Annotated in this window: 18 protein-coding genes; 16 read left to right on the top strand and 2 right to left on the bottom strand. The window is 71.0% G+C overall.

Annotated elements, in window-relative coordinates; translation table 11 throughout:
* The first annotated feature begins 3 nt into the window (after nt 1–3).
* The 8 genes from G6N64_RS23890 (at nt 4) to G6N64_RS23855 (ending at nt 16,987) form a co-directional block, all read left to right on the top strand.
* A complete protein-coding gene (locus G6N64_RS23890) occupies nt 4–753 on the top strand; it encodes a thioesterase II family protein (protein ID WP_163800314.1) in 750 nt (249 codons plus the stop codon).
* Nucleotides 743–2,050, top strand: a complete 1,308-nt coding sequence (locus G6N64_RS23885) for a beta-ketoacyl [acyl carrier protein] synthase domain-containing protein (RefSeq protein WP_163800313.1) — start codon at nt 743–745, stop codon at nt 2,048–2,050. The genes G6N64_RS23890 and G6N64_RS23885 overlap by 11 nt, the downstream gene beginning before the upstream one ends.
* Nucleotides 2,050–5,013, top strand: a complete 2,964-nt coding sequence (mbtD, locus tag G6N64_RS23880) for a mycobactin polyketide synthase MbtD (protein WP_163800312.1) — start codon at nt 2,050–2,052, stop codon at nt 5,011–5,013. The genes G6N64_RS23885 and mbtD overlap by 1 nt, the downstream gene beginning before the upstream one ends.
* Complete coding sequence (locus G6N64_RS23875) at nt 5,010–10,409, top strand: non-ribosomal peptide synthetase (protein WP_409370780.1); 5,400 nt, start codon at nt 5,010–5,012, stop codon at nt 10,407–10,409. The genes mbtD and G6N64_RS23875 overlap by 4 nt, the downstream gene beginning before the upstream one ends.
* A complete protein-coding gene (locus G6N64_RS23870; protein WP_163802077.1) occupies nt 10,397–14,767 on the top strand; it encodes a non-ribosomal peptide synthetase in 4,371 nt (1,456 codons plus the stop codon). Before G6N64_RS23875 ends, G6N64_RS23870 begins: the two co-directional genes overlap by 13 nt.
* The gene (gene mbtG / locus G6N64_RS23865) at nt 14,768–16,060 is read left to right on the top strand and encodes an NADPH-dependent L-lysine N(6)-monooxygenase MbtG (RefSeq protein WP_163800311.1); all 1,293 of its coding nucleotides are present in this window, start codon (nt 14,768–14,770) and stop codon (nt 16,058–16,060) included. It abuts the gene before it with no gap.
* A complete protein-coding gene (locus tag G6N64_RS23860; protein WP_163800310.1) occupies nt 16,038–16,253 on the top strand; it encodes an MbtH family protein in 216 nt (71 codons plus the stop codon). The genes mbtG and G6N64_RS23860 overlap by 23 nt, the downstream gene beginning before the upstream one ends.
* A gap of 128 nt (nt 16,254–16,381) precedes the next feature.
* Nucleotides 16,382–16,987 carry a DUF998 domain-containing protein gene (locus tag G6N64_RS23855; RefSeq protein ID WP_163800309.1) on the top strand — a complete coding sequence of 202 codons (606 nt, stop codon included), beginning with the start codon at nt 16,382–16,384 and terminating at the stop codon, nt 16,985–16,987.
* A gap of 54 nt (nt 16,988–17,041) precedes the next feature.
* On the opposite strand, the gene G6N64_RS23850 is transcribed toward G6N64_RS23855, so the two are convergent.
* On the bottom strand, nt 17,042–17,371 hold the full coding sequence (locus G6N64_RS23850) for a type II toxin-antitoxin system VapB family antitoxin (protein ID WP_163800308.1): 330 nt from the start codon (nt 17,369–17,371) through the stop codon (nt 17,042–17,044).
* Nucleotides 17,372–17,548: 177 nt separating this feature from the next.
* Between G6N64_RS23850 and hrcA the strand changes: the two genes are divergently transcribed.
* The 8 genes from hrcA to era all read left to right on the top strand — a co-directional run bounded on the left by hrcA (nt 17,549) and on the right by era (nt 24,718).
* Nucleotides 17,549–18,580: a heat-inducible transcriptional repressor HrcA gene (hrcA, locus tag G6N64_RS23845; RefSeq protein WP_163800307.1), complete on the top strand. Its 1,032-nt coding sequence runs from the start codon at nt 17,549–17,551 to the stop codon at nt 18,578–18,580.
* Nucleotides 18,581–18,629: 49 nt separating this feature from the next.
* A complete protein-coding gene (gene dnaJ / locus G6N64_RS23840; RefSeq protein WP_163800306.1) occupies nt 18,630–19,775 on the top strand; it encodes a molecular chaperone DnaJ in 1,146 nt (381 codons plus the stop codon).
* A gap of 7 nt (nt 19,776–19,782) precedes the next feature.
* Nucleotides 19,783–20,547 (top strand): 16S rRNA (uracil(1498)-N(3))-methyltransferase, encoded by a 765-nt coding sequence (locus tag G6N64_RS23835; RefSeq protein WP_163800305.1) that lies wholly within the window; start codon nt 19,783–19,785, stop codon nt 20,545–20,547.
* An 83-nt stretch (nt 20,548–20,630) separates the two neighbouring features.
* Nucleotides 20,631–21,683, top strand: coding sequence for a PhoH family protein (locus G6N64_RS23830; RefSeq protein ID WP_163800304.1), 1,053 nt, complete (start codon nt 20,631–20,633; stop codon nt 21,681–21,683).
* Nucleotides 21,680–22,216, top strand: coding sequence for an rRNA maturation RNase YbeY (gene ybeY, locus G6N64_RS23825; protein WP_163800303.1), 537 nt, complete (start codon nt 21,680–21,682; stop codon nt 22,214–22,216). The genes G6N64_RS23830 and ybeY overlap by 4 nt, the downstream gene beginning before the upstream one ends.
* A complete protein-coding gene (locus G6N64_RS23820; protein WP_163800302.1) occupies nt 22,213–23,502 on the top strand; it encodes a hemolysin family protein in 1,290 nt (429 codons plus the stop codon). Before ybeY ends, G6N64_RS23820 begins: the two co-directional genes overlap by 4 nt.
* 56 nt (nt 23,503–23,558) lie before the next feature.
* Entirely contained in the window at nt 23,559–23,822 is a 264-nt protein-coding gene (locus G6N64_RS23815) for a cytidine deaminase-like protein (protein ID WP_163802076.1), read from the top strand.
* Entirely contained in the window at nt 23,819–24,718 is a 900-nt protein-coding gene (gene era / locus G6N64_RS23810) for a GTPase Era (protein WP_163800301.1), read from the top strand. The genes G6N64_RS23815 and era overlap by 4 nt, the downstream gene beginning before the upstream one ends.
* 15 nt (nt 24,719–24,733) lie before the next feature.
* On the opposite strand, the gene G6N64_RS23805 is transcribed toward era, so the two are convergent.
* On the bottom strand, nt 24,734–26,179 hold the full coding sequence (locus G6N64_RS23805; RefSeq protein WP_163800300.1) for an amidase: 1,446 nt from the start codon (nt 26,177–26,179) through the stop codon (nt 24,734–24,736).
* Between the last annotated feature and the right edge of the window lie 20 nt (nt 26,180–26,199).

The raw sequence follows: 26,199 nt of genomic DNA, 5'->3' as shown, positions 1-26,199 counted from the left end.
ACGATGAGCGACGTCGACCAGCTCGGCTTCCAGCGCTGGATCAAGCGGTATCCGGCGGCGGGGCAGTCCGATTCCGGTTCCACGGTCGTGTTCCCGCATGCGGGCGGCGCTGCACTGGCGTACCGCTCGCTCGGCACCGCGCTGGCCGAGGCAGGCACCGACGCCTACGTGATGCAGTACCCCCAGCGCGGGGACAGGCTCGGCCATGCCGCGCCCGCCACCGTCGCCGACCTGGCGCGCGACCTCTTCGATGCGGGCGACTGGGCGGCACTGAGTCCGCTTCGTCTCTTCGGGCACTGCATGGGTGCGGTGGTGGCCTTCGAATTCGCCCGGCTCGCGGAACGGCGTGGCGTCGCCGTCGACGCGCTGTGGGTATCGGCCAGCGAGGCGCCCTCGACCGTCGCCGCTCGACCCGATCTGCCGATGGCGCAGGACGAGATCCTCGCCGAGATTGTCGACCTCGGCGGCACCGACCCACGGCTGCTCGACGACGACGACTTCGTCGAACTGCTGCTGATGGCCGTGCGGGCGGACTACGCCGCGTTCAACCGCTACGGGTGCGGTCCCGACGTCGCGATCGCCGCCGACGTCCACGCCCTCGGAGGTGAGACCGACCACCGGGTCAGCGAGGACATGCTGCGGCACTGGGAGACCCACACTCGCGGTGCGTTCACGCTGTCGATGTTCGATGGCGGGCACTTCTACGTGAACGACCACGTCGCGGACGTCGCGGAGTTGATCAGTGACCTCTGATCCCGATCCGGTGGTGATCGTCGGGATGGCCGTCGAGGCTCCCGGCGGTATCGCCACCGCGGCCGACTACTGGTCGCTGCTCACCGAGCAGCGCGAGGGTCTCGGACACCTTCCCACCGACCGTGGCTGGTCGATCCGCGAACTGCTCGACGGCTCCCGACGCGACGGCTTCAAGCCGATCCACGACCTCGGCGGCTTCCTCACCGACGCAGGCAGTTTCGACCCCGCCTTCTTCGGGATCTCGCCGCGCGAGGCCGTGGCGATGGACCCGCAGCAGCGGGTGGCGCTTCGGCTCGCGTGGCGTGCGCTCGAGGACGCCGGGATCAACCCCGACGAGGTCGCCGGCCACGACGTGGGCTGCTACGTCGGGGCGTCCTACCTGGAATACGGTCCCGAGCTGGCCGAGTTCTCCAAGCACAGCGGACACCTCATCACCGGTACGTCCCTCGGCGTGATCTCCGGACGCATCGCGTACACCCTGGACCTCGCCGGGCCGGCGATGACCGTGGACACGTCGTGCTCGTCGGCGCTGACGGCGTTGCACCTCGCCGTGCAGGCCGTCCGCTCGGGGGACTGCGACATGGCGCTCACCGGCGGTGTGTGCGTGATGGGCACGCCCGGTTACTTCGTCGAGTTCTCCAAGCAGCACGCCCTGTCCGACGACGGACACTGCCGGCCCTACGGCGCGTTGGCCAGCGGGACGGTCTGGGCCGAGGGCGCGGCGATGTTCGTGCTCCAGCGCAGATCCCGCGCGCTGGCCGACGGGCGCCACGTCCTGGCCGAGGTCCGCGCCACCTGCGTCAACCAGGACGGCCGAACGATCGGGCTGACCGCCCCGAGCGGCACCGCCCAGGCCCGGCTGTTCACCCGCGCGATGCAGGTTGCGGACGTGCGGCCCGAGGACGTCGGCATGATCGAGGGACACGGCACGGGGACCCGTCTCGGCGATCGCACCGAATTGCGTTCCCTCGCAAGCACGTACGGAGCCACCGCACCGGGTGCGGGCGCACTTCTCGGGTCGGTCAAGTCGAACGTCGGTCACGCCCAGGCCGCCGCGGGTGGTCTGGGGCTGGCGAAGGTACTGCTCGCCGCACGCCACGGCGTCGTACCGGCGACGCTGCACGTGGACGAGGCCAGCCGCGAGATCGACTGGGACGAACAGGGCCTGCGCCTCGCCGTCAAGCAGACCCCCTGGCCCGCGCTCGACGGCCGACGGACCGCCGCGGTCTCCGCGTTCGGCATGAGCGGCACCAACGCCCACGTCGTCGTGTCGATGCCCGACGGGCAGGCCGCCTGATGCCCGGCCCCACGCTCGCCGCCCTACTGCCCGACGGCCGCACCCCGGTGCTGCTCAGCGCACACGCCGAGGATCTGCTCGGCCGGGACGCCGCCGCCATCGTCGCGTACCTCGACGCACGAGACCCGGCGCCCGACGTCGTGGACGTCGCCGGGACGGTCCTGCGCACCCGGCGGCTCCGACGCCACCGGGCCGTCGTCCGTGCCGCCGACCGGGCCGAGATGCGCGCCGGTCTCACCGCACTGGCCGACGGCGTGGACCATCCGCTGGTCACGCGCAGCACCGCGGCGGGTGCCCACGCCGACCCGGCACGCATCGCGTTCGTCTTTCCCGGCCAGGGCAGCCAGTGGCCCGCCATGGGGCACGACGCCTACGAGCGGCTGCCCGAATACCGTGCCGAGGCGGACGCGTGCGCCGCGCTGTTCACCGCCGCGGGGGCGGCTTCACCGCTGGACTACCTGCTGGCCGAGCCGAGTGCGGTGACCAACGACTTCAGCCAGGTGCAGATCCAGGGCGCGCAGTTCGTGCACGGCGTCGCCCTCGCCCGGGTGTGGCGGTCCGCGGGCGTCGTACCCGACATCACGGTGGGTCACAGCCTCGGGGAGATCGGTGCGGCCTACGTGGCCGGCTCGCTCACCCCGGCGGTCGCGGTGGACGTCGTCATCGCGCGCGCCACGCTCCTCGACCGACTCACCGGCCCCTACCGGGTCGCCGTCCTCGGGATCACGGCCGATGAGGCCCGCGACGTGATCGCCGGTACGCCGGGCTGGCTCGAGCTGTCGGTGGTGAACTCCCGGTCCTCCGTCGCGATCTCCGGCGACGGTGATGCCGTCGCGGCGGCGGTGCGCACGGTCGGCGCCCGCGGCTCCTTCGCCAAGGAGATCGAGATGTGGTTCCCGGCGCACACGACCGCGCTGGACCCGATGCGGGCGGACCTGGAGGCACTCCTTCCTCGCGGTGCCTTCACCGACACCGCCGTGCACGTCATCGGTTCGGCGACCGGAGGCGTCGTCGCCCCCGGCACCTCGTTCGCCGACTACTGGTACGCCAACCTGCGATCCACCGTCCGATTCGACCTCGCCGTCGAGGCCGCCGTCGCCGCGGGCGCTCGGATCTTCGTCGAGATGTCCGCCCATCCCGCACTGCTGTTCGCGATCGGCGACGTCCTCGACGGTCTCGACGTGCCCGACGGCGCGGTCACCGTGGTCGGATCGGGTCGTCGCGACGAACCCGTCGTCGAACGGCTGTCGGCCAACCTCGTCGCGGTCGCACTGGCCGATCCCGGACACCGGTGGGCCGACGCCCTCGGTGGTCGACGGGATGCGCTGCGCGAGTTCCCCTTCGCGCCCATGCGCAGCGATCACCTCTGGGCCGCACCCGAACCGCTCCCACCGGTGGCCGGGCTCACCGTCGCGCTCGAGCACTGGGAACCGACGCAGGCGCCGGCACCGTCGACCGTGCGACGGGTCGCGATCCTCGGCGCCGGCGAACTCGCGGCCCGACTGCGCGACGCCGTCGCACGCCTCGACCGCACCGAGTCCGCCGACCCTGCCCATGCCGACCTGCTCGTCGTCGTCGCTCCCGAGGTGGGTCACGATGACGTCGCCGCCGCGGTGGACGATCTTGCGCGCCGCGTCGGCCACGGACCGTTCGCCCACATGGACGCCATCGGGGCGTCGACCCGCGCGGTGTGGCTGGTGACGACCGGCGGCGAACGGGTCACCGCCACCGACCCCACGCCGTCGCCCACACACGCCGCGCTGGCGGCCATGCACCGCAGCGTCGGGTTCGAGTTCCCGGAGCAGCACTTCGGTCACCTCGACCTGCCCCGCCGGAACGTCGACGCCGATGCGGCGGTCGCGGCCATGCTCGGCGACGACGACGTGATCGCGCTGCGGGACGGTCGGATTCACCGTCGAGGCATGCGGGACGTCACCACGCAGGCTCCACCGTGGACGCGGGCGTCCGGGATCCTCGACGAGGTGGTGATCACCGGTGGCGGGGGAGCGATCGGGATGCACTACGCGCGTGGGCTGGCGCAGCGTGGCGCCCGCCGCGTCACCCTGCTGAGTCGCGGCGGCGCGGATGCCGCCGTACTGGCCGGCCTGACCGAGGCGTACGGCACCGAGTTCCGGGCACCGCGTTGCGACGTCACCGACGGCGACCGGGTCGCCGCCGCGGCGATCGAGATCGGTGTGGGCGCGGCGTCTCTGGTGATCCACGCCGCCGGTACGGCCGTCGTCGCACCGCACCGCGAACTGACCGCGGCGGCCGCACACGACACGTTCGCCGCGAAGGTCCTCGGACTGGCGACTCTGATCACGAACTGGCCCATCCGGTCCGACGCTCGCATCCTGGCGTGCTCGTCGGTGTCCGGGCCGTGGGGCGGGCGCGGGCACGCGGTGTACTCGGCGGCCAACAGGCTGCTCGACGTGCTGGTGGCCCAGCTGCGCTCGGCCGGCCGGGACGCGACGGCGATCCGCTGGGGACTCTGGGAGGGCGCGGGGATCATCGACGCCTCGGCCATGGAGGACGTCGAGCGATCCGGACTGCGGGCGATGCGCCCCGACCGTGCCGTCGAGGAGAGTCTGCGCGACCACGTCGGCGACCCCCTCGTGTTCTCCGCGGACCCGATCCGTCTGCGCGCCTTCCTCGGTGAGCGGGTGACGGTCACCGAGAACGCGCGCCCACCCGTCGAGGACGCCGAGACCCGGCTGGACGCCACCGGTGCGTTCCGCCTCGCGCTCGGATCGGTCCTCGACCTGCCCGACGACGGGCCGCTCGACCTCGATGCCTCCCTGCTCGACCTGGGGGTCGACTCGCTGCTCGCGCTCGATCTGCGCAAGCGGCTCAAGAAGGCCACGGGGCGCACGGTGCCCCTGGCCACCATCCTCGGCGGGGCCACGGCCACTGAGGTCATCGGACTGCTGGACACACCCGAGGAAGGGGCACGCGAGACGTGACCGACATCGCAGACTCGCGGCTGGAACTCATGCGGCGCAGGCTCGCCGAGCGCGGGCTCTCGTCGTCCCGGGCCACCACCGGCGTCGAGGTCGACCCGTCGGCGCTCACCGACGGTCAGCGCCGCATGTGGTTCGTACAGGCCGTCGATCCCGGCGGCGTGCTGCTCAACATCTGCCTGTCCTACCGGCTCACCGGCGCACTCGACGCGGACCGGGTCCGTCGGGCCCTCGCGGCCGTCGCACGGCGACACCCCATCCTGCGCACCACCTACGCCGCCGACGAGAACGGCGACCCCCGTGCCACCGTGCACGACGACCTGCTGCCGGCCTGGGCGGTCCACGACCTGTCCGACAAGTCGGAACGGGCGCGCAACCTCCGCCTCGAGGTGCTCGCCCAACGCGAGTTCGGCACGCCCTTCGACCTGACCACGGACTCGCCGCTGCGGATCACCCTGATCCGCACCGCGGCGGCGGAACACGTGATGCTGCTGGTCGCGCACCACATCGCCTGGGACGACGGGTCGTGGGGCGTGTTCTTCGGTGACCTCACCCACGCCTACGACGGGGTGCCGCTCGCCCCGATGCCACGACCGCAGGCGGCGCCCGCCGACACCGTCGCCGAGGACCTCGAGTACTGGCGGACGGTGATGGCGAATCCGCCCGAGCCGCTGGAGCTTCCGGGCCCGAACGGCTCCGCCGTGCCGACGAGCTTCCGGAGCCGACGCAGCACCGTCCGACTCCAGGCATCCACCGTCGAGGCGGTGTCGACCTTCGCGCGGGACACGGGGGCCACGCCGTACATGGTGCTGCTCGCGGCATTCGGCGTCCTCATCCACCGCTACACCCACACCGACGACTTCCTGGTCGCCTCGCCCGTGCTCAACAGGGACACCGACGACACCATCGGCTACTACGGCAACACCGTCGCGATGCGGTTGCGACCCACGGCGGCCATGGCCTTCCGCGACGTCGTCGCGGCAGCCCGGGACACGGCACTCGGCGCGTTCGCCCACCAGCGGGTGAACCTCGACCGCGTCGTCCGGGAACTCAACCCGGACCGCCGCCACGGCGCCGAACGGATGACCCGGGTCAGCTTCGGGTTCCGCGAACCCGACGGCGGCGGGTTCAGCCCCGAAGGCGTGCACAGCGCCCGCGCGGAGCTGCGTGGCCACACCACCCAGCTGCCACTGGGTTTCATGATCGAACTCGACGAGACCGGTGCGACCGTCGAGGCCGAGCACCTGACCGAGATCATCGACGCCCGGCTCGCCGCGCAGATGCTCGATCACTTCGCGGTGCTGCTGGACGACGCACTCGCCCGCCCGGACGTCCCGCTGTCGCGGCTGCGCGTCCTCTCCGCCGATGACGCCGCGTGGATGCGCCGCGTGGAGACCGGTGAGGACTTCCAAGTGCCGGGCACCACGCTGGGCGACCTCGTCACCGAGCAGGCCGCCCGCACCCCGGACGCGGTGGCCGTCGTCTACGAGGGCCGCCACCACACCTACCGCGAGATCAACGAGGCCGCGAATCGACTGGCGCACTGGCTGATCCGGCAGGGAATCGGTACCGAGGACCGGGTCGCCGTCCTGCTGGAGAAGTCACCGGACCTGGTCGTCACCGCACTGGGCATCGCCAAGGCCGGCGCCGTCTACCTGCCGGTCGACCCCACGTATCCCGAGGACCGGCTGGCCTTCGTCCTCGCCGACTCCGACCCGATGCTCGTCGTCGACAAGCCGGTCACCGGGCTCGACGATTACCCCTCGACCGATCCGACCGACGCCGACCGGGTCCGGCCGCTGCTGCCGGACAACACCGCGTACCTGATCTACACGTCGGGATCGACCGGCCTGCCCAAGGGCGTGCCCGTGCCGCACCGGCCGATCGCCGAGTACTTCGCGTGGTTCGGACCCGAATACGGAGTCTCGCAGGAGGATCGCCTGCTGCAGGTGGCCTCGCAGAGCTTCGACGTGTCGATCGGCGAGATCTTCGGCATGCTCGCCGCCGGTGCGCGCCTGGTCATTCCGAAGCCGGGTGGGCTCAACGACATCGGATACCTGACCGAGCTGCTCCGCACCGAGGGCATCACCTCGATGCACTTCGTGCCATCTCTGCTCGGACTGTTCCTGTCGCTCCCGGGCGTCAACGAATGGCGCACCCTGCGACGGGTCCCGATCGGCGGTGAGGCACTGCCGGGTGAGATCGCGGACAAGTTCCTTGCCACCTTCGACTCACTTCTGCACAACTTCTACGGCCCCACCGAGACCGTCCTGAACTGCACCCGGTTCAAGGTCGAGGGGAAGCAGGGCACCCGCATCGTGCCGATCGGCACCCCGAAGATCAATACCCGCATCTACCTCCTCGACGATGCGCTCGCACCGGTACCGGTCGACGTCATCGGGGAGATCTACATCGGCGGAACGCACGTCGCGCACGGCTATCACGACCGCTTCGGTCTGACCGCCGAGCGCTTCGTGGCCGACCCGTTCAACCCGGCCGGCCGGATGTACCGGTCCGGTGACCTCGCGCGCCGCAACGCCGACGGTGACGTCGAGTTCGTCGGCCGCGCCGACGAACAGGTAAAGGTGCGCGGCTTCCGCATCGAACTCGGCGAGGTGGCCGCCGCCATCTCCGTCGATCCGTCCGTGGGCCAGGCGGTCGTGGTGGTCAGCGAGCTGCCCACCCTCGGGCGGAGCCTGGTCGCGTACGTCACGCCGGCCGGCGGCGGCGGCGACGTCGAGGTCGACCGCATCCGGGCGCGCGTCGCCGCGGCGCTGCCGGACTACATGGTCCCCGCCGCCTACGTCGCGATCGACGAGATCCCGATCACCGCCAACGGCAAGATCGATCGACGGGCGCTGCCGGAGCCGGACATCCAGGCGGCGACGGCCTACCGCGAACCGGCGACCGACACCGAGATGGTGGTGGCGAGGTTGTTCGGCACCCTGCTCGACCGCGACTCCGTGGGCGCCGACGACTCCTTCTTCGAACTCGGCGGGCACTCGCTGCTGGCCACCAAGCTCGTCTCCGCCGTTCGCGCGGAGTGCCGCGTGGACGTCGGCGTGCAGGACGTGTTCGAACTCGCCACCGTCGCGGCCCTCGCGGCGCGCGTCGACGAACTCGCCGCAGCCGGTGGCGACACGAGGCGTCCGCCCATCGAGGCGATCCCGCACGACGGCCCGCTTGAGATGTCGGCCGCCCAACTGCGCCAGTGGTTCCAGTTCCGCATCGACGGCCCCAACCCGGTGAACAACATCCCGTTCGCCGCGCGGATCACCGGACCCAGCGACCCCGACAGCCTCGTCGCCGCGATCAACGACGTCGTCGGTCGGCACGAGATCCTGCGCACCACCTATCGCGAGATCGGCGGCGCGCCCTACCAGCTGGTCGAGCCGATGGCCCCGCTGACGGTGCGCCGAGCGCGCGGCGCCGACGACGAGTGGTTGCGCGGCGAACTCGACGCCGAACGCAAGTACTGCTTCGACCTCGAGACCGACTGGCCCATCCGCGCGGCCGTGCTGTCGACGCCGGACCATCACGTGCTGTCGATCGTCGTGCACCACATCGCCGCCGACCACTGGTCGGCCGGCGTCCTCTTCACGGACGTACTCACCGCCTACCGAGCGCACCGTGCGGGGGAGCAGGCCGCGTTGCCACCGTTGGCCATCCAGTACGCGGACTTCGCCTCCTGGCAGGCGGGGCTGCTGGCCGACGACGGCGACGCGGTCGTCGCCCAGCGCGAGTACTGGACACGACGGCTGGCCGGTCTCCCCGAGGAGAACGGCCTGCGACCGGACTTCCCGCGGCCACCCGTCCCGGCCGGCGGCGGCGACGCGTTCGCCTTCACGATCGACGCGGACACCCGGACGAAGCTGACCGAGCTGACCCGCGAACTCGGCGTCACCGAATTCATGCTGCTGCAGGCCGCCGTCGCGGTGGCGCTGTACGCCGCGGGCGAGGGCGTCGACATCCCTTTGGGCACACCGGTGGCGGGCCGGACGGAGCCGCAACTCGACCAGCTGATCGGCTTCTTCATCAACATCGTGGTGCTCCGCAACGACCTGTCGGGCAACCCGTCGCTGCGCGAGGTGCTGCGCCGCTCGCGCGAGATGGCGCTCGCCGCCTACGAGCACCAGGATCTGCCGTTCGACCGCGTCGTCGACGCCGTCAGCCCGGTGCGGTCGCTGTCGCGCAACCCGCTCTTCGGGGTCGTCGTCCACGTGCGCGAGGAACTCCCGGCCGACCGCGTGATCGACAGCGGACCGGAGGGCGAGACCCGCTTCACAGCACTGGAACCCACGTTCGACGTGGCGCACGCCGACCTGTCGCTGAACTTCTTCGCCACCGACGGCGCGGGGTATCAGGGGACCGTCGTCTACCGGACCGAACTCTACGAGCGGTCCACCGCGGAACGGCTCGTCGCGTCTCTGACGAGGATCGTCGACGCGTTCGCGAACGACGCCCACCAGACGCTGCGCGACCTCGTGGTCGTCGACCCGGCCGAGCGCAGGCTCGTCGTCGACGAGTGGAGCCGACGGGCCGTGCCGCCCGCCGGCCTGCCGCAGACCGAGGGCGCCGACCGCGTCTACGTGCTCGACGAGTGGCTGGACCCGACCGGTGCCGGGGTCATCGGCGACGTCTTCTACGGCGGGGGCGCAGTCGACGCGTCCGCCGCCGCCGCGAACGCCGTCAGCCGGACCCGGTTCGTGCCGAGCCCCTTCGCCGACGGCGCACACCTCTACCGCACCGGGGACCGTGCGCGGTGGACCGAGGACGGCCGGCTCGACGTCGTCGACACCGGCGACCATCGGGTGCAGGCCGCGCTCGAGGCAATCGACGGGGTCGCCGCGGCAGCCACGCGCGCGTGGCCGGGCAGGGTGGGCACGCAGCTCGCCGCCTACGTCGTATCAGCACGGCCCATTCCCGCCGCGGCCGACCGCGACGCGTTCGTCGACGCCCTGCTCGCCACGCTGCCCGACGACCTGCGGCCGCCGTCGCTCACCGTCGTCGACGACGTGACCCGAGACGCGTTGCGGCGGCCGGTGTTCACCGTCGTCACGTCGACCGAGCCGGCGCGCACCGACACCGAGCGCGCGCTCGCGGCCATGCTGACCGAGGTGCTCGGCGCGCCGACCGTCGGGCGTCGGGACGACTTCTTCACACTCGGCGGGGACAGCATCCTGGCCGTCCAGCTGGCGGCGCGATCACGCGACGCCGGTGTCCCGCTCACCGCGCGCATGGTCTTCGAGCACCCCGAACTCGCCGCACTCGCCGCGGCTGTGGACGCCAAGGGCCTTGTCGGCGAGCATGATTCCGTCGACACCCACCACGCGCCGATGGCGGCGTCGGGACTGTCGCCGGACGAACTCGCGGCACTGACCGCGGGCTGGCGCCCGTGAGCGCACCCCCCGGCGTCGACGATGTCCTCGCGCTGAGCCCCCTGCAGCAGGGGCTGTACTCGCTGGCGGGCCTGACCGACCACGACGGCGCCGACCCCTACGTCATCGCGATGGCGGCCGACGTGACCGGAGCCGTCGACGTCGAGTTGCTCCGGTCGTGCGCCGAGAAGATGCTGGTGCGCCACCCGAACCTGCGATCGAGCTTCTTCCAGGGGAACCTCAGCAGGCCCGTTGCCGTCGTGCCCACGGCGGTCGACGTGCCGTGGCGGCACGTGCGCGCCGGCGAGGCCGAGGCGGTCGCGATCGAGGCGGACGAACGGCTGCGCCCCTTCGACCTCGGCCGCGGACCGGTGATCCGGTTCCTCCTCGTCGAGAAGCCCGAAGACCACTGGCGACTGGTCGTCGTCGCGCACCACATCGTCATCGACGGCTGGTCACTCCCCGTCTTCGTCGGCGAACTCATCGCGCTGTACGCCGCCCGCGGGGACGTCGGCGCACTCCCGGCCGCACCGCGGCCCTACCGCGACTACATCGGGTGGCTCGCCGGACGCGATCCGGAGGTCAGCCGGGCCCGCTGGCGCAGTCACCTCGCCCACCTCGACGGACCCACCCTGCTCGCTCCGGCGCTGTCCGAACGCGAGGCCGCACCCGGCCTGCCGCACCGCACCGAGGTCAGCCTCGACGAGCAGGCCACCGCTGATCTACTGGACGCCGGCAGGGTCCGCGGCGTCACCGTCAACACGCTGTTCCAGATGGCCTGGGCCTCGATACTGTCGACGTTCACCGACCGCACCGACGTGGTCTACGGCGTCACCGTCTCCGGACGGCCGGACGACCTGTCCGGGGTGGAGACCATGGTCGGCCTCTTCGTCAACACGGTCCCGCTGCGCGTGCGACTCGATCCCACGGACACGGTGCGAAACCAATGCCTGGCGCTGCAACGGGAGTCCGCCGACCTACGCGACCACGGCTACCTCAGCCACGCGGACATCCGCTCGCTGGGGGGTGTCGGAGAACTGTTCGACACGCTCCTGGTCTACGAGAACTTCCCACCCGGCGGCCTGGTGGGGAGCGACGAGTTCGCCCTCGGCGCAGCGGTGTTGACGCCGTCGGCTCTGGAGAGCCTGTCGCACTTCCCGGTCACGATCGCCGCACACCCGACCCATGGCCGGTTGACCGTCCTGGTCGAGACGCTGCCCGGCGCGCTGGGCCCGATGTCCGCCGAGAGCCTGGGGCGACGCATCCTCGTCGTCGTTCGGCGCCTCCTGACGTCGTGGGACCGGCCGCTGCGGGAGGTCCCCGTCACCCTGGACGACGAACGGCGAATCACGGCAAGGCCGGAGACGGTGCGGCGGGGCGGCTTCCACACCGCCTTCGAGGCGGTGGCTGCGCAGAACCCGGACTCGATCGCGCTCAGCTGGAACGGCGGCGACCTGGACTACCGGGCGCTGGATCGGGCCGCCGACCGGCTTGCCGCCGACCTGGTGCGGCGAGGGGTGCGGGCGGAGACGCCGGTCCCGATCCTGCTGCGCCGCGGCCCCGACTACGTCGTCGCGATGCTCGCGGTGCTGAAGGCGGGCGGGCTCATCGTGCCGTTGGACCCGTCGGTGCCCGCCGATCGGATCGACGAGATCATCGCGCAGACGGATGCGACGATCGTCATCGACGATGCCGCGGCGGCCTCCGGCGACGCGGTGCCGGACTTCCGCTCGGCGGACGTGGCACCGGGGCAGGGCGCGTACGTCGTCTTCACCTCCGGCACCACCGGAAAACCGAAGGGCGTCATCGGAACCCACGAGGCACTACTGGCCTACGGCGCCGACCACGCGCGCCATGTCCTGCGCCCCGGAGCGGAACGCATCGGCCGGCCGCTGCGCATCGCACACGCCTGGTCGTTCACCTTCGACGCGGCGTGGCAGCCGCTGGTCGCGCTGCTCGACGGCCACTGCGTGCACATCGTCGGCGATTCCGTTCAGCGCGACGCCGAGTCGCTCGTCGCGGAGATCGACCGCCACCGCATCGACATGATCGACACCACACCATCGATGTTCACCCAGTTGCGCTCGGCCGGGCTGCTGTCGACGGTGCCGTTGGCCGTCCTCGCGCTGGGCGGGGAGGCCATCGACACCGCCGCCTGGCACGGCATCCAGGCCGAGTGCGCACGGACCGGCATGTCCGCGCACAACTGCTACGGCCCCACCGAGACCACCGTCGAAGCGGTGGTGGCCGCCATCGCCGACCACGAGTCCCCGTGCATCGGGCACCCGACCGACTCGACCACCGCCCACGTACTCGACTCCTGGCTGCGGCCCGTGCCTGACGGCGTTGCCGGCGAGCTGTACCTGACCGGCGGGCAACTCACCCGCGGCTACCTGGGCCGTCCCGGTGAGACGTCGGGCCGCTTCGTCGCCGATCCCGTCACCGCCGGCGCGCGGATGTACCGCACCGGGGACGTGGTGCGTCGCAACCCCCTGGGCGCCATCGAATTTCTCGGCCGCAGCGACGACCAGGTCAAGATCCGCGGCTTCCGCGTCGAGCCCGGCGAGGTCGTCGCCGCGCTGCGCAGGCATCCGGGGGTGCGCGGCGCGCACGTCGCCGTGCGGCGCCATCGCAGCGGTCCGCGGCTGACCGCGTACGTGGCGACCGACGCCGACGTCGGCGAGCTGCGGCGCATGCTGACGTCCGCACTGCCGAGATACCTGGTGCCGCACCACATCGTCGCCGTGCCCGAGATCCCGCTCACCGTCAACGGCAAGGTCGACGCGCCCGCCCTCGCCGCCGTCAACGTGGGCAATGGATCGGATCACGTCGAGGGCCCGGCGACCGACACCGAGGCGGTGCTCCGCGACGTCCTCGCCGAGGTGCTCGACGCGTCGGAGATCGACGTCACGGCCGACTTCCTCGATCTCGGCCTCGACAGCATCGTGGCGCTGTCGGTGGTGCAGGTGGTGCGGCGCCGTGGACTGAGCCTGCGAGCCCGCCTCCTGCTGGAGTGCTCGACGGTCCGCGAACTCGCCGCCGCCATAGACGCGGACAAGGGTGCCGCCGTCCGTGCCGCGGACGACGGGGACGATCCGATCCCGTTGCTGCCCAACGCACACTGGCTGCTCGCCCACGGCGACGCGCGGCGGCTCGCGCAATCGGAGGCGATCCGGCTGCCCGACGGCATCACCCGCGAGCACCTCGACGCGATGCTGCGTGCGGTCGTCGACGGACACCCGGTGCTGCGCAGCCGACTCGATCCCGACACCATGACGCTGATGCCTCGGGCAGCGACGGACGTCCTGCGGGAGGTGATAGTCGAGGGGGGCATGGCCGCCGCGGTCACCGAGCAGACCCGCGACGCCGTCGAGCGACTCGACCCGCGGCGCGGGGTGATGCTGGACGCCGTGTGGCTGCGTCCCGCGGACGGGCCGGGCGTGCTGCTGTTGACGCCGCACGTGCTGGCCGTGGACCCCGCGTCCTGGCGGATCGTGCTCGGCGAACTCGAAACCGGTTGGCACGCAATCGTCCAGGGTCGAACCCCCACGCCGGTTCGCGAGCACACCACGCTTCGGGAATGGTCCAAACTGCTGGCCGAACGCGCCCTCAAGCTCGAGACCGCCGACTTCTGGGTGCACCAACTGGCCGGTGCCGATCCCGACCTCGGGTCCCGGCGGGTCGATCCCGACACCGACCGCGCGGCCGACGTCGTCGTAACCCTCGCGCTGGCGGATGCGGAACTCACCGATCGCCTCCTCGCGGGCCCCGTGCCCGTCACGGACGCACTGATCGCGGCCACCGCTCGGATGGTCACCGCGTGGCGCCGCCACCGCGGGCAGGAGGCGCTGACGCCGTTGCTCGCGCTCGAGACACTCGGTCGCGCCGACGCCGTCGTGGCATCGGGTTTCGGCGCCGACGCCCTCGACGTGGACACCGGTGACACCGTCGGACTGCTCAGCGCCATCTACCCGCTGCGCATCGACGCCGAGGACGCCGCGGCCGTGCGCGAGCGTCTCGTGGCGGTCCCCGGTGACGGGATCGACTACGGGCTGCTGCGCTACCTACGCTCCGACACTGCGGAACGGCTTGCAACGCATCGTGATCCGCAGGTGCTGGTGAACTACCTGGGCCGCTTCCACCAGGACGGCGCGGCCACCGCACTGCGGTCCGATCGCACGCTGCTGACGGAGGCGTCCCGACTGCCCGAGCCGGACCTCGCGGTGCGTCACGAACTCGTGCTGATGGCCGCGATCCTCGAACGGGACGGCAGGCCCGTCCTCGGATCGCAGTGGCGGACCGTGCCCGACATCCTGTCCTCCGACGACGTCGTCACCCTGCAGGCGATGTGGCTGGACGCTCTGCGAGAGGTGATCTGAGTGAACCCCACCCGTGCCACCCTGGCCGTGATCGGCGCCGGCGCAAAGGCGGTCGCCGTCGCGGCGAAGGCCGCCGAACTGCGGGACATGGGCGTCGACGCGCCCGACGTCGTCGCGGTCGAACGCTCGGGCGTGGCGGCCAACTGGCAGTCCGGGGGCGGCTGGACCGACGGTAGTCACCGGCTCGGCACCGGACCCGAGAAGGACGTCGGCTTTCCCTACCGGTCGTCACTCGTGCCGCGGCGCAATGCCGAACTCGACGAGCGGATGACGCGGCACAGCTGGCAGGCCTACCTGGTGTCGACGGGTCAGTTCGCCGAGTGGATCGACCGCGGCAGGCCGGCGCCGACGCACCGGCGGTGGAGTCAGTACCTGCGCTGGGTCGCTCAGGACGTCGGCATGTCCGTCGTCCACGGCGAGGTCGAGAGCATCTCCATCGACGACCACCGGTGGGCGCTGCGGACGGCCGAGACCACCGTCCACGCCGACGGCGTCATGGTGACCGGCCCGGGCCAGCCGGAGAGATCCGTGCTGCCCGGCAACCCGCGGGTCATGTCGATCGCCCAGTTCTGGCATCACGCCGCACAGCACGACCGCATCGCCGCCGAGCGGGTCGCCGTCATCGGCGGCGGCGAGACCGCTGCGTCGATGCTCAACGAGTTGTTCCGACACCGGGTCTCGACGATCACCGTGATATCGCCGTCGGTCACGCTGTTCACCCGCGGCGAGAGCTTCTTCGAGAACACGCTCTTCTCGGACCCGACCGGATGGGTCGGGCTGACCCTCGCCGAGCGGCGCGATGCGCTCGCCCGCACGGACCGCGGGGTGTTCTCGGCGAGGGTCCAGGAGGCGCTGCTCGCCGACGACCGCATCCGGCATCTGCGCGGTCGCGTCGCGCACGCGGTTGCCCGCGACGACCGGATCCGACTGACGCTCAGCACGAACACCTCGGGGGAGGCCGTCGAGACGGTGCACGGCTTCGACCTGGTGATCGACGGATCCGGCGCGGACCCGCTGTGGTTCCTGCCGCTGTTCACCCAGGACGCGCTCGACGTCCTGGAACTGGGCCTCGGCCGGGCGTTGACCGGCGAGTCGCTGCAGGAGTCCATCGGATACGACCTGGCGCTCGAGCACGTCCACCCCAAACTGTTCCTGCCCGGGCTGTCCGGACTCACCCAGGGACCGGGCTTCCCGAACCTCAGCTGTCTGGGGCTGATGTCGGACCGTGTGCTCGGCGCGGACCTGTTGGATCTCTCGACGAGGAGGCTCGATGAGCACCAATCCGTTCGATGACGAGAACGGCACCTTCGTGGTGCTGGTGAACGACGAGGAGCAGCACAGCCTGTGGCCGACGTTTGCCGACGTCCCCGCCGGCTGGCGGACCGTGTTCGGGGAGGGCACCCGGGCCGACTGCCTCGCCTACGTCGAGGAGAACTGGACCGACCTGCGCCCGAAGTCCTTGCGCGACGCCATGTCCGCGGACTGAGTTCCCTTCCTCGGCGAGCGTGCTCCCCGCGAGCGTGCGTGTCTGCGGGCGACACACCGGTCTCAGACCTGAGTATGTGCACGCTCGCGCCGAGGTCCGTCTGTGCGGCGTCGCCTACCCTGGGCCGGGTGTCCATCCGGCTCGGTAGCTCGCTGTGGATCGTGTCCGCCCTCGCCTACTTCGTCGTGGAGGCGTACGCGGCGGCAGCGATCGACGGTTACGGCTACGCGAGCGATTACATCAGCACACTGGGTGACCCCGTCGTCTCGCCGCGCGCAGGGTTGATGAACGCCGCGTTCTTGCTGCAGGCGGTAGCTCTGCCGCTCGGCGGTTGGCTTCTGGTCCGCGGCAGCAGTTCCCGCGCCGCGGTGCCCTTTCGGATCTTCGTGGCGCTCAACGGGGTCGGCAACGTCCTGGTGGCCACGGTGCACAGCGGAACGGGTTCGCCGTGGCATGGTGTGGGCGCCGCCCTGGCCATCGCCGGTGGCAACCTGGCAGTACTCGCCGGAGCGTGGGCACTTCGACCCGCGGCGTCCACCAAGGCGTTCATCGCGGCGTCCGTTGCGCTCGGCGTCGTCGGCCTGCTGTGCCTGCTGCCGGTGGCGGCCACGACTGCGCCGATCGGCGCCTGGGAACGGGGCAGCGTCTACACGATCTACGGGTGGCAGGTGCTGGCCGCGATCGCCTTTCTCGCCGCCGGTCGTCGCCGCGAGCGTGCGCTTACTCAGGTCTGACGTCGGCGTGTCGCCCGCAGACACGCACGCTCGCCGGAGGAAGGAACGGAGCCGCTAGAGCTGGGTCGGGCCCGTCTGCTCCTCGAACGGGCGGTCGGTGTCGTAGACGCGGGCGTGCATGACGGTCCGGTTCCGCAGCGCCGCCCGGACCGCCCGGTGCAGGCCGTCCTCGAGGTAGATCACGCCCTGCCAGCGCACGGCGTGCGGGAAGAGGTCGCCATAGAACGTCGAGTCCTCCGACAGCAGCCTGTCCAGCGCCAGCACGGTGGTGGTGGTGACCAGTTCGTCGAGGCGGATCTGCCGCGGTGGGATCTGCGCCCACTGGCGATAGGACAGCCCCAGATCTGGGTATGGCTTGCCGTCCCGGACGCCCTTGAAGATCACGGGCGGGCCATCGCAGCGGTGTGCTCCGTCAACGTCGGCGTCGGCATGAGACGAAGGTTAGTGCGCCGGGCACGCGTTGTCCTCGGCATGGGGCGGGCCGGGGGACCGGCGCGCGGCGGCGACGGCGCAGGTCAACGTAAAATGGACACGACGACTTCAGGCGAGGCAGGTGAACACGTGAGTAGTGCCGATGATCGACGCTTCGAGGTGCTTCGTGCCATCGTTGCGGACTTCGTGACGACCAAGGAGCCGATCGGTTCCAAGTCGCTGGTCGAACGTCACAATCTCGGGGTGTCGAGCGCCACCGTGCGCAACGACATGGCGGTGCTCGAGGCCGAGGGATACATCGCTCAGCCGCACACCAGCTCGGGACGCATCCCGACCGAGAAGGGTTACCGCGAGTTCGTCGACCGGCTCGACGACGTCAAGCCGATGTCGGCCAGCGAGCGGCGCGCCATCCTCACGTTCCTCGAGACCGGCGTGGATCTCGACGACGTCCTGCGCCGCGCGGTGAAGCTGCTGGCCCAGCTCACCCGTCAGGTCGCGATCATCCAGTACCCCACGCTGTCGGCGTCGACGGTGCGTCACCTCGAGGTGGTGGCACTGACGCCCGCGCGGCTGCTGCTGGTCGTGATCACCGACTCAGGGCGGGTCGACCAGCGCATCGTCGAGCTCGGCGACGCCATCGACGACCACCAGCTCTCGCAGCTGCGCGAGCGTCTCGGCTCGGCTCTCGAGGGCAAGCCGCTGTCGGCGGCTTCCGTCGCCGTCGCCGACCTCGCCGCGCAGCTCGTCGGACACGGAAACCTGGGCGACGCCGTCGGACGGGCGGCCACGGTGCTCGTCGAGACGCTCGTCGAGCACACCGAGGAACGGCTCATGCTCGGCGGCACCGCCAACCTCACCCGCAACACCGCCGACTTCGGTGGATCCCTGCGGTCGGTGCTCGAAGCTCTCGAGGAACAGGTGGTCGTCCTGCGGCTGCTCGCAGCGCAGCAGGAAGCCGGTAAAATCACGGTGCGGATCGGCCACGAGACCGAAGCCGAGCAGATGGCCGGCACGTCGGTGGTCTCCACGACGTATGGATCTCTGGGCAAGGTGTACGGCGGCATGGGTGTGTTGGGCCCCACCCGGATGGACTATCCGGGAACCATTGCCAACGTCGCGGCGGTTGCTCTGTACATAGGCGAAGTCTTGGGCACCCGGTAGGGGTGTGAATCGCCGCGCAAGCGGCACGAAGGTTTGTGGAAGGGTTGGCGTGGCACGCGACTATTACGGGCTGCTCGGTGTGAGCAAGGGTGCGAGCGAGTCGGAGATCAAGTCCGCCTATCGCAAATTGGTGCGCGAGCTGCACCCCGACGTGAATCCCGACGCAACGGAGCAGTTCGCCGAGGTCAAGCTGGCCTACGAGGTGCTGACCGACCCCGACCGGCGCCGCATCGTCGACATGGGCGGCGACCCCATGGAGACCGGCGGCATGGGCGGTGGCGGTAACGGGTTCAGCGGCTTCGGCGGGCTCGGCGACGTCTTCGAGGCCTTCTTCGGTGGAGGCGGCGGCGGAGGCCGCGGGCCCATCGGGCGCGTGCGTCCCGGGTCGGATTCGCTGCTGCGGATGCGGATGGATCTGTCCGAGTGCGCGACCGGTGTCACCAAGCAGGTCACCGTCGACACCGCCATCCTGTGCGACCTCTGCCACGGCAAGGGCACCCACGGCGACACCACGCCGGTCACCTGCGACACCTGCCACGGCCAGGGCGAGGTGCAGACGGTCCAGCGCTCGCTGCTGGGACAGGTCATGACGACGCGGCCCTGCCCGGTGTGCGCGGGCGTCGGCGAGACCATCCCGGACCCGTGCCACCGCTGCGGCGGCGACGGTCGGGTGCGCGCGCGCCGCGAGGTCAGCGTGAAGATCCCGGCCGGTGTCGGCGAGGGCATGCGGGTGCGGTTGGCCGCCCAGGGCGAGGTCGGCCCGGGCGGCGGCCCTGCCGGTGACCTGTACGTCGAGGTGCACGAGCAGCAGCACGACGTGTTCGTGCGCGACGGCGACGACCTGCACTGCACGGTGTCGGTGCCCATGGTCGACGCCGCACTCGGCACCACGGTCTCGGTCGACGCGATCCTCGACGGTCCCGTCGACATCACCGTCGCGCCGGGCACCCAGCCCAACACGGTCACCACCCTGCGCGGTCGCGGCATGCCGCACCTGCGGTCCGGGGTCCGCGGCGATCTGCACGCCCACATCGACGTCGTGGTGCCGTCGCGTCTCGACCATCAGGACACCGACCTGCTCCGCAAGTTGAAGGAGCACCGGGTGCGCGACGTCGCCGAGGTCAAGTCGACCCAGTCGCCGGCACCAGCGGGCGGCTTGTTCAGCCGGTTGCGCGAGACGTTCACCGGGCGGTAGTCCCGGCGTGAGTAGCGCGCTGTTCTACGTCGACTCGCTGCCCGACGACGCGGCGACCGTGGTCGTCGACGGTGACGAGGGATTCCACGCGGCCAACGTCCGTCGGATCCGCGTCGGCGAGCGCATCGACGTGGGTGACGGCGCCGGAGTGGTCGCGCAGTGCGTGGTCGACGAGGTCACGAAGGGCCGGCTCGTCGCGCGCGTCGAGCGCATCGGGACCGTCGACGAACCCGTACCCGCCGTCACCGTCGTGCAGGCGCTGCCCAAGTCGGATCGTGCGGAACTCGCCGTCGAACTGGCCACGGAGGCCGGCGCCGACCGGTTCCTGGCTTGGCAGTCCGAGCGGTGCGTGGCCCGCTGGGACGGCGAGGCCAAGCGCGACAAGGGGCTGCGGCGGTGGCAGGCCGTCGCGCGTGCGGCCGCGCGCCAGTCGCGGCGCCCACGGGTACCGACCGTCGACGCCGTCGTGTCGACGTCGCAACTGGTGGCCACCGTCGCCACTGCGGTCGACGACGGCGCCGTGGTGCTGGCGCTGCACGAATCGGCGACCGAACCGCTGACCGGGCCGACGCTGACCGCCCGACTCGGCGACGCCCGATCGGTGTTCCTCCTGGTGGGGCCGGAGGGTGGGATCAGCGATGCGGAGGTCGCCGCGCTCATCGAGGCAGGTGCCGTCGCGGTGCGCCTCGGGCCGTCGGTCCTGCGCACCTCGACCGCGGCGGCGGTCGCCCTCGGCGCCCTCGGCGTGCTCACACCCAGGTGGCGGTGGTAATCGCTTTGGGACGTGGCGGTGACCGGCGGTAAACTCGGACCCAGCACCGTCGCCCAACCCAGGAAGTAGGCACTGAACCCCACGTGACCCCCCGCGAGACGAACGCGGCCTCGTCCTCCGGACGAAGCGACAGCCCCGTACGCAGCAACATCAACGTGCCGCCCGATCTGGTCATGGGCCTTCTCGGCTCCGCCGACGAGAACCTGCGGGCCCTGGAGAATCTGCTCACCGCAGACGTGCATGCGCGTGGCAACGCGCTCACGCTGTCCGGCGAGCCCGCCGACGTCGCGATCGCCGAGCGCGCCATCACCGAGTTGCTGGCCGTGGTGTCCAGCGGGCAGGCGCTCACCCCCGAGACGGTCCGCCACACGGTGTCGATGCTGACGGGCAGCGGCGGTGAGTCGCCCGCCGACGTGCTGACGCTCGACATCCTGTCGCGCCGGGGCAAGACGATCCGCCCAAAGACGCTGAACCAGAAGCGCTACGTCGATGCGATCGACAACCACACCATCGTGTTCGGCATCGGCCCCGCCGGTACGGGCAAGACCTATCTGGCGATGGCGAAGGCCGTCAGCGCGCTGCAGACCAAGCAGGTCTCGCGCATCATCCTGACCCGGCCCGCCGTGGAAGCCGGTGAGAGCCTTGGCTTCCTGCCCGGAACGCTGAGCGAGAAGATCGATCCGTACCTGCGCCCGCTGTACGACGCGCTGCACGACATGATGGACTCCGAACTCATCCCGAAGCTCATGAGCACGGGCGTCATCGAGGTCGCGCCGCTCGCGTACATGCGCGGGCGCTCGCTGAATTCGGCGTTCATCATCCTCGACGAGGCGCAGAACACCACCGCCGAGCAGATGAAGATGTTCCTGACCCGCCTGGGATTCGGCTCCAAGATCGTCGTCACCGGCGACACCACCCAGATCGACCTGCCCGGTGGTGCACGGTCGGGGCTGCGGTCGGCGGTCGACATCCTCGACGGCATCGACGACATCCACGTCTCCGAACTCACCAGCGCCGACGTGGTGCGACACCGCCTGGTGGCCGAAATCGTGGACGCCTACGCGAAGTCGGAGGGCGCTGCCTCGACCCTCAACAGGGCGCAGCGGCGCGCGGACACCGGTAGGTCCCGCCGGTGAGCATCGAGGTCTCCAACGAGTCCGGCATCGACGTGTCCGAGACCGAGTTGATCAGCGTCGCCAGGTTCGTCATCGAGCGGATGGACGTCAACCCCGCCGCCGAGCTGTCGATGGTGCTGCTCGACTCGGCCGCGATGGCCGACCTGCACATGCGGTGGATGGACCTGCCCGGTCCCACCGACGTGATGAGCTTCCCGATGGACGAGTTGGAGCCCGGTGGCCGGCCGGACGCCCCGGAGCCCGGGCCGTCGATGCTCGGCGACATCGTGCTGTGTCCCGAGTTCGCAGGCAAACAGGCCGAGACGGCGGGACATTCGCTCGGCCAGGAACTGGCGCTGCTCACCGTGCACGGCGTTCTGCACCTGCTCGGGTACGACCACGCCGAACCGGACGAGGAGAAGGAGATGTTCGCGCTGCAGCGTGAACTCCTCGAGGGCTGGGTGGCCGACCAGGTCGACGGGTACCACCGGGACCGGCAGATCGAGCGCGATCGGACGCTGCTCGACAAGTCGCAGTTCTACGACCTGTCGTGACCGGACTCGCGCCCCTGTTCGGGGCTGTGGCGCTGATCCTCCTGGGCGGGTTGTTCGCGGCGATCGACGCGTCGATCAGCACGGTCTCGATGGCCCGGGTCGAGGAACTCGTCCGCGACGAGCGCCCCGGCGCGGCACGTCTGGCGCGCCTGATGGGCGACCGGCCCCGCGTCATCAATCTCGTGGTCCTGCTCCGCATCACGTGCGAGACCATCGCGACCGTCCTGCTCGTCGCCTACCTCGTCGAGGACCTCGGCCTCGAGTGGGGTCTAGTCGCGGCCGCCGCGATCATGGTGGTGGTCAGCTTCGTCGCGATCGGCGTGGGCCCGCGAACCCTCGGCAGGCAGAACGCCTACACGATCGCGTTGATCTCGGCCCTTCCGCTGCAGGCGATCTCGGTTCTGCTGGCCCCCATCAGCCGACTGCTGGTGCTCATCGGCAATGCGCTGACGCCGGGTCGCGGCTTCCGCAACGGGCCCTTCGCCTCGGAGATCGAACTCCGCGAGGTCGTCGACCTCGCCCAGCAGAGCGGCGTGGTGGCCGACGACGAGCGGCGGATGATCCAGTCGGTCTTCGAACTCGGCGACACCGCGGTGCGCGAGATCATGGTGCCGCGAACCGAGATGGTGTGGATCGAGGCCGACAAGACCGCCGGGCAGGCCACCTCTCTCGCCGTGCGCAGCGGGCACTCGCGAATACCGGTGATCGGCGAGAACGTCGACGACGTCATCGGCGTCGTCTACCTCAAGGACCTCGTCGAGCAGACCTACAACTCCACCAACGGCGGCCGGGACACCAAGGTCGAGCAGGTCATGCGGCCCGCGGTGTTCGTGCCGGACTCCAAGCCACTCGACGAACTGCTGCGCGAGATGCAGCGCGACCGCAACCACATGGCCCTCCTCGTCGACGAATACGGCGCGATCGCCGGTCTCGCCACCATCGAGGACGTGCTCGAGGAGATCGTCGGCGAGATCGCCGATGAGTACGACACCGACGAGGTGCAGCCCTGGGAGGAAGTGGGCGACGACGAGTTCCGGGTGTCCGCGCGTGTGCCGCTCGAGGACCTGAGCGACCTGTTCGAGGGCCTCGAGATCGACGACGACCTCGACGTCGACACCGTCGGCGGGCTGCTCGCGCACGAACTCGGCAGGGTTCCGCTGCCCGGCGCCGAGGTGGCATGGGGTCCGTTGCGGCTGCGCGCGGAGGGCGGCCGCGACCACCGCGGCCGTGTGCGCGTCGGCACCGTGCTGGTCTCCCGCACCGAAACACAGGAGGACGACCAGTGAGTGCAGCAGGACTCGACGCCGAGGACGCCAAGCTGGTGGTGCTCGCCCGGGGTGCGATGGGCAGGGCGGAGGCAGGCAACGGTGCCGCCGTGCGCGACCTCGACGGCCGCACCTACGCGGGCGCGCCCGTGACGCTCGCGGCCCTCGAACTGAGCGCGCTGCAGGCCGCCGTCGCGGCTGCGGTGTCCAGCGGAGCGGCGGGAATCGAGGCCGCCGTGCTGGTCGGGGGCAGCGCCGACGACCCCGGGATCGCGGCGGTGCGCGAGATGTCGGCCGACGCCGCCGTGACCGTCACCGATCGGTCGGGCACCCCGCTGTGACCGAGTTCCGTTCGGGCTTCGTGTGTTTCGTCGGCCGGCCCAACACCGGCAAGTCGACGCTGACCAACGCGCTCGTCGGCGAGAAGGTCGCGATCACCTCGAACCGGCCGCAGACGACGCGTCACACCATCCGCGGCATCGTGCACCGCGAGGACTTCCAGATCGTGCTCGTCGACACCCCCGGTCTGCACCGGCCGCGCACGCTTCTCGGGGAGCGGCTCAACGAATTGGTCAAGGGCACGTACTCCGAGGTCGACGTGATCGGGCTCTGCATCCCTGCCGACGAGACCATCGGGCCGGGCGACCGCTGGATCTACCAGCAGATCCGGACCATCGCGCCCCGGACGACCCTCGTCGTCGTCGTCACCAAGATCGACAAGGTGTCCAAGGACAGGGTCGGCCAGCAGCTGCTCGCGGTCAGTGAGCTGACCGGCGGGCAGGCCGAGATCGTTCCCGTGTCGGCCACCGTGGGCGAGCAGCTCGACGTTCTCATCGACGTCCTCGTGGCCCAGCTGCCGCCCGGCCCGGCGTTCTACCCCGACGGCGAACTCACCGACGAGCCGGAGGAAGTCCTCATGGCCGAACTGATCCGGGAAGCGGCGCTCGAGGGCGTGCGTGACGAGCTGCCGCACTCGCTGGCCGTCGTGATCGACGAGATCATCCCGCGCGAGGACCGCGACGACCTCATCGACGTCCACGCGATCCTGTACGTGGAACGCGACAGCCAGAAGGGCATCGTCATCGGGAAGGGCGGTGCGCGGTTGCGCGAGGTCGGGACCGCGGCGCGCATCCAGATCGAGAAGCTGCTCGGCACCAAGGTGTACCTGGACCTGCGGGTCAAGATCGCCAAGAACTGGCAGCGCGATCCCAAGCAACTCGGCAAGCTCGGGTTCTAGACGTCACCGCAGGTCCTACGCGGCGGACCACCACGGGTCGGGTTGAGTGCCCGCCCAGTTGCCGATGACCTCGAGCTGTCCGGCGAGCGAGATCAGCAGCGGCTCGCTGTTGGCCGGTCCCATCAGCTGCACCCCGATCGGGAGCCCGTCGGAGGTGAACCCGGCGGGAATGCTGATCGACGGCCAACCCAGCAGGTTCCACGGCCAGGTCACCGGGCAGTCGCGGATCATCGCGCGGTCGGTGGCGAGGCTGCTGCGACCGTCGTAGTCGTGCAGGCCCGCCGGTGGCTGCGCGGTGGTGGGTGCCAGGACCACGTCGGCGAGGTTGAAGATGAACCCGATGCGACGTCGGCTGTCGGCCTCGCGGGCCCGGGCCTTGCTCAGCGCCCGCTCCGACAGCAGCCGACCGGTGACCAGGTTGCCCCGGGTGCGCTTGTCGAGGTCGACGGCCGGTCCGTACCGGTCCGCCCAGTCCAGCAGCCCCGACGTGGACCGGGCCAGGAAGTTCCACGACATCCCGACGCCGTAGTCGGGGTCGGCGCGTCGGACGGTGTGCCCGAGTTCGTCGAGCTGCCCGGCGACCGCCTCCATCGCCGCACGGATCTCGGGATGCAGTCGCGCGGAGAAGAAGGTGTAGGGGAACTTCGTCGACATCGCGACGGTGAGGGGCCCGGGTGCCCGCGCGACGTGCTCGGACGCGCGGATCGGTGGCGGCTGATGCAGATCGCCGTCGACGTTGCCCGACGCCGCGTCGAGGACGAGTGCCGCGTCGGTGACCGTGCGGGCCAACACCCCGTTGACGGTGATCCCGTTGAAGGCCTCCGGCAGCGGCGACGTGGAGATCCGGCCGCGCTGCGGTTTGATGCCGACGAGGTGCGTCCAGGCCGCGGGGATGCGGACGCTGCCCGCGCCGTCGGAGCCGATCGCGGCCGGCACGAGGCCTGCGGCCACCGCTGCCGCGCTGCCGCCCGACGAGCCGCCGGGGGAGTGGTCGGCCGACCAGGGGTTGCGGGTGTGGCCGAACCCCGGTCCGCTGGTGAAGGGCCACTGCCCGAACTCGCACGTGTTCGTCTTGCCGACGATGACCGCCCCCGCCGCGCGGAGGCGACGTACGACCTCGCTGTCGGCCGTCGCGAGCGGCGGCTCGGCGACGGTCCCGAAGCGCGTCGGCACGCCCTCGACGTCGACGTCGTCCTTGACCGCGATCGGGATGCCCAGCAGCGGACGGTAGCGACCCTCCGCCCTGGCCCGGTCGGCGTCCCGTGCGTCGGCGATGGCCCGCTCGGTGAGGACGACGCGGAACGCGTTGAGCGTCGGTTGGCTCGCGTCGATCGCATCCAACGACCGCCGGACCAGCTCCTCGGAGGTGGTCTGACCGCTGGCCAGCTGGTACAGCTCCTGCGTGAGCGTGGGAAACCGGGAGGCGGAGGGGCGATGCGTGCGAGATGAAGTCTGAACCATGACGGTCCCGAGAATATCGG

The sequence above is a fragment of the Mycolicibacterium sediminis genome (assembly GCF_010731735.1).
GTDB lineage: Bacteria > Actinomycetota > Actinomycetes > Mycobacteriales > Mycobacteriaceae > Mycobacterium > Mycobacterium sediminis.
Note: the sequence above shows the minus strand (reverse complement) of the source record. Positions and strands in the feature narration are given on the sequence as shown.

Excerpts from the sequence above, each read along its gene's own strand:
- G6N64_RS23805 (WP_163800300.1), bottom strand. The coding sequence starts at position 26,179 with ATGGTTCAGACTTCATCTCGCACGCATCGCCCCTCCGCCTCCCGGTTT.
- mbtD (WP_163800312.1), top strand. The coding sequence starts at position 2,050 with ATGCCCGGCCCCACGCTCGCCGCCCTACTGCCCGACGGCCGCACCCCG.
- G6N64_RS23860 (WP_163800310.1), top strand. The coding sequence starts at position 16,038 with ATGAGCACCAATCCGTTCGATGACGAGAACGGCACCTTCGTGGTGCTG.
- G6N64_RS23815 (WP_163802076.1), top strand. The coding sequence starts at position 23,559 with ATGGGCAGGGCGGAGGCAGGCAACGGTGCCGCCGTGCGCGACCTCGAC.
- G6N64_RS23890 (WP_163800314.1), top strand. The coding sequence starts at position 4 with ATGAGCGACGTCGACCAGCTCGGCTTCCAGCGCTGGATCAAGCGGTAT.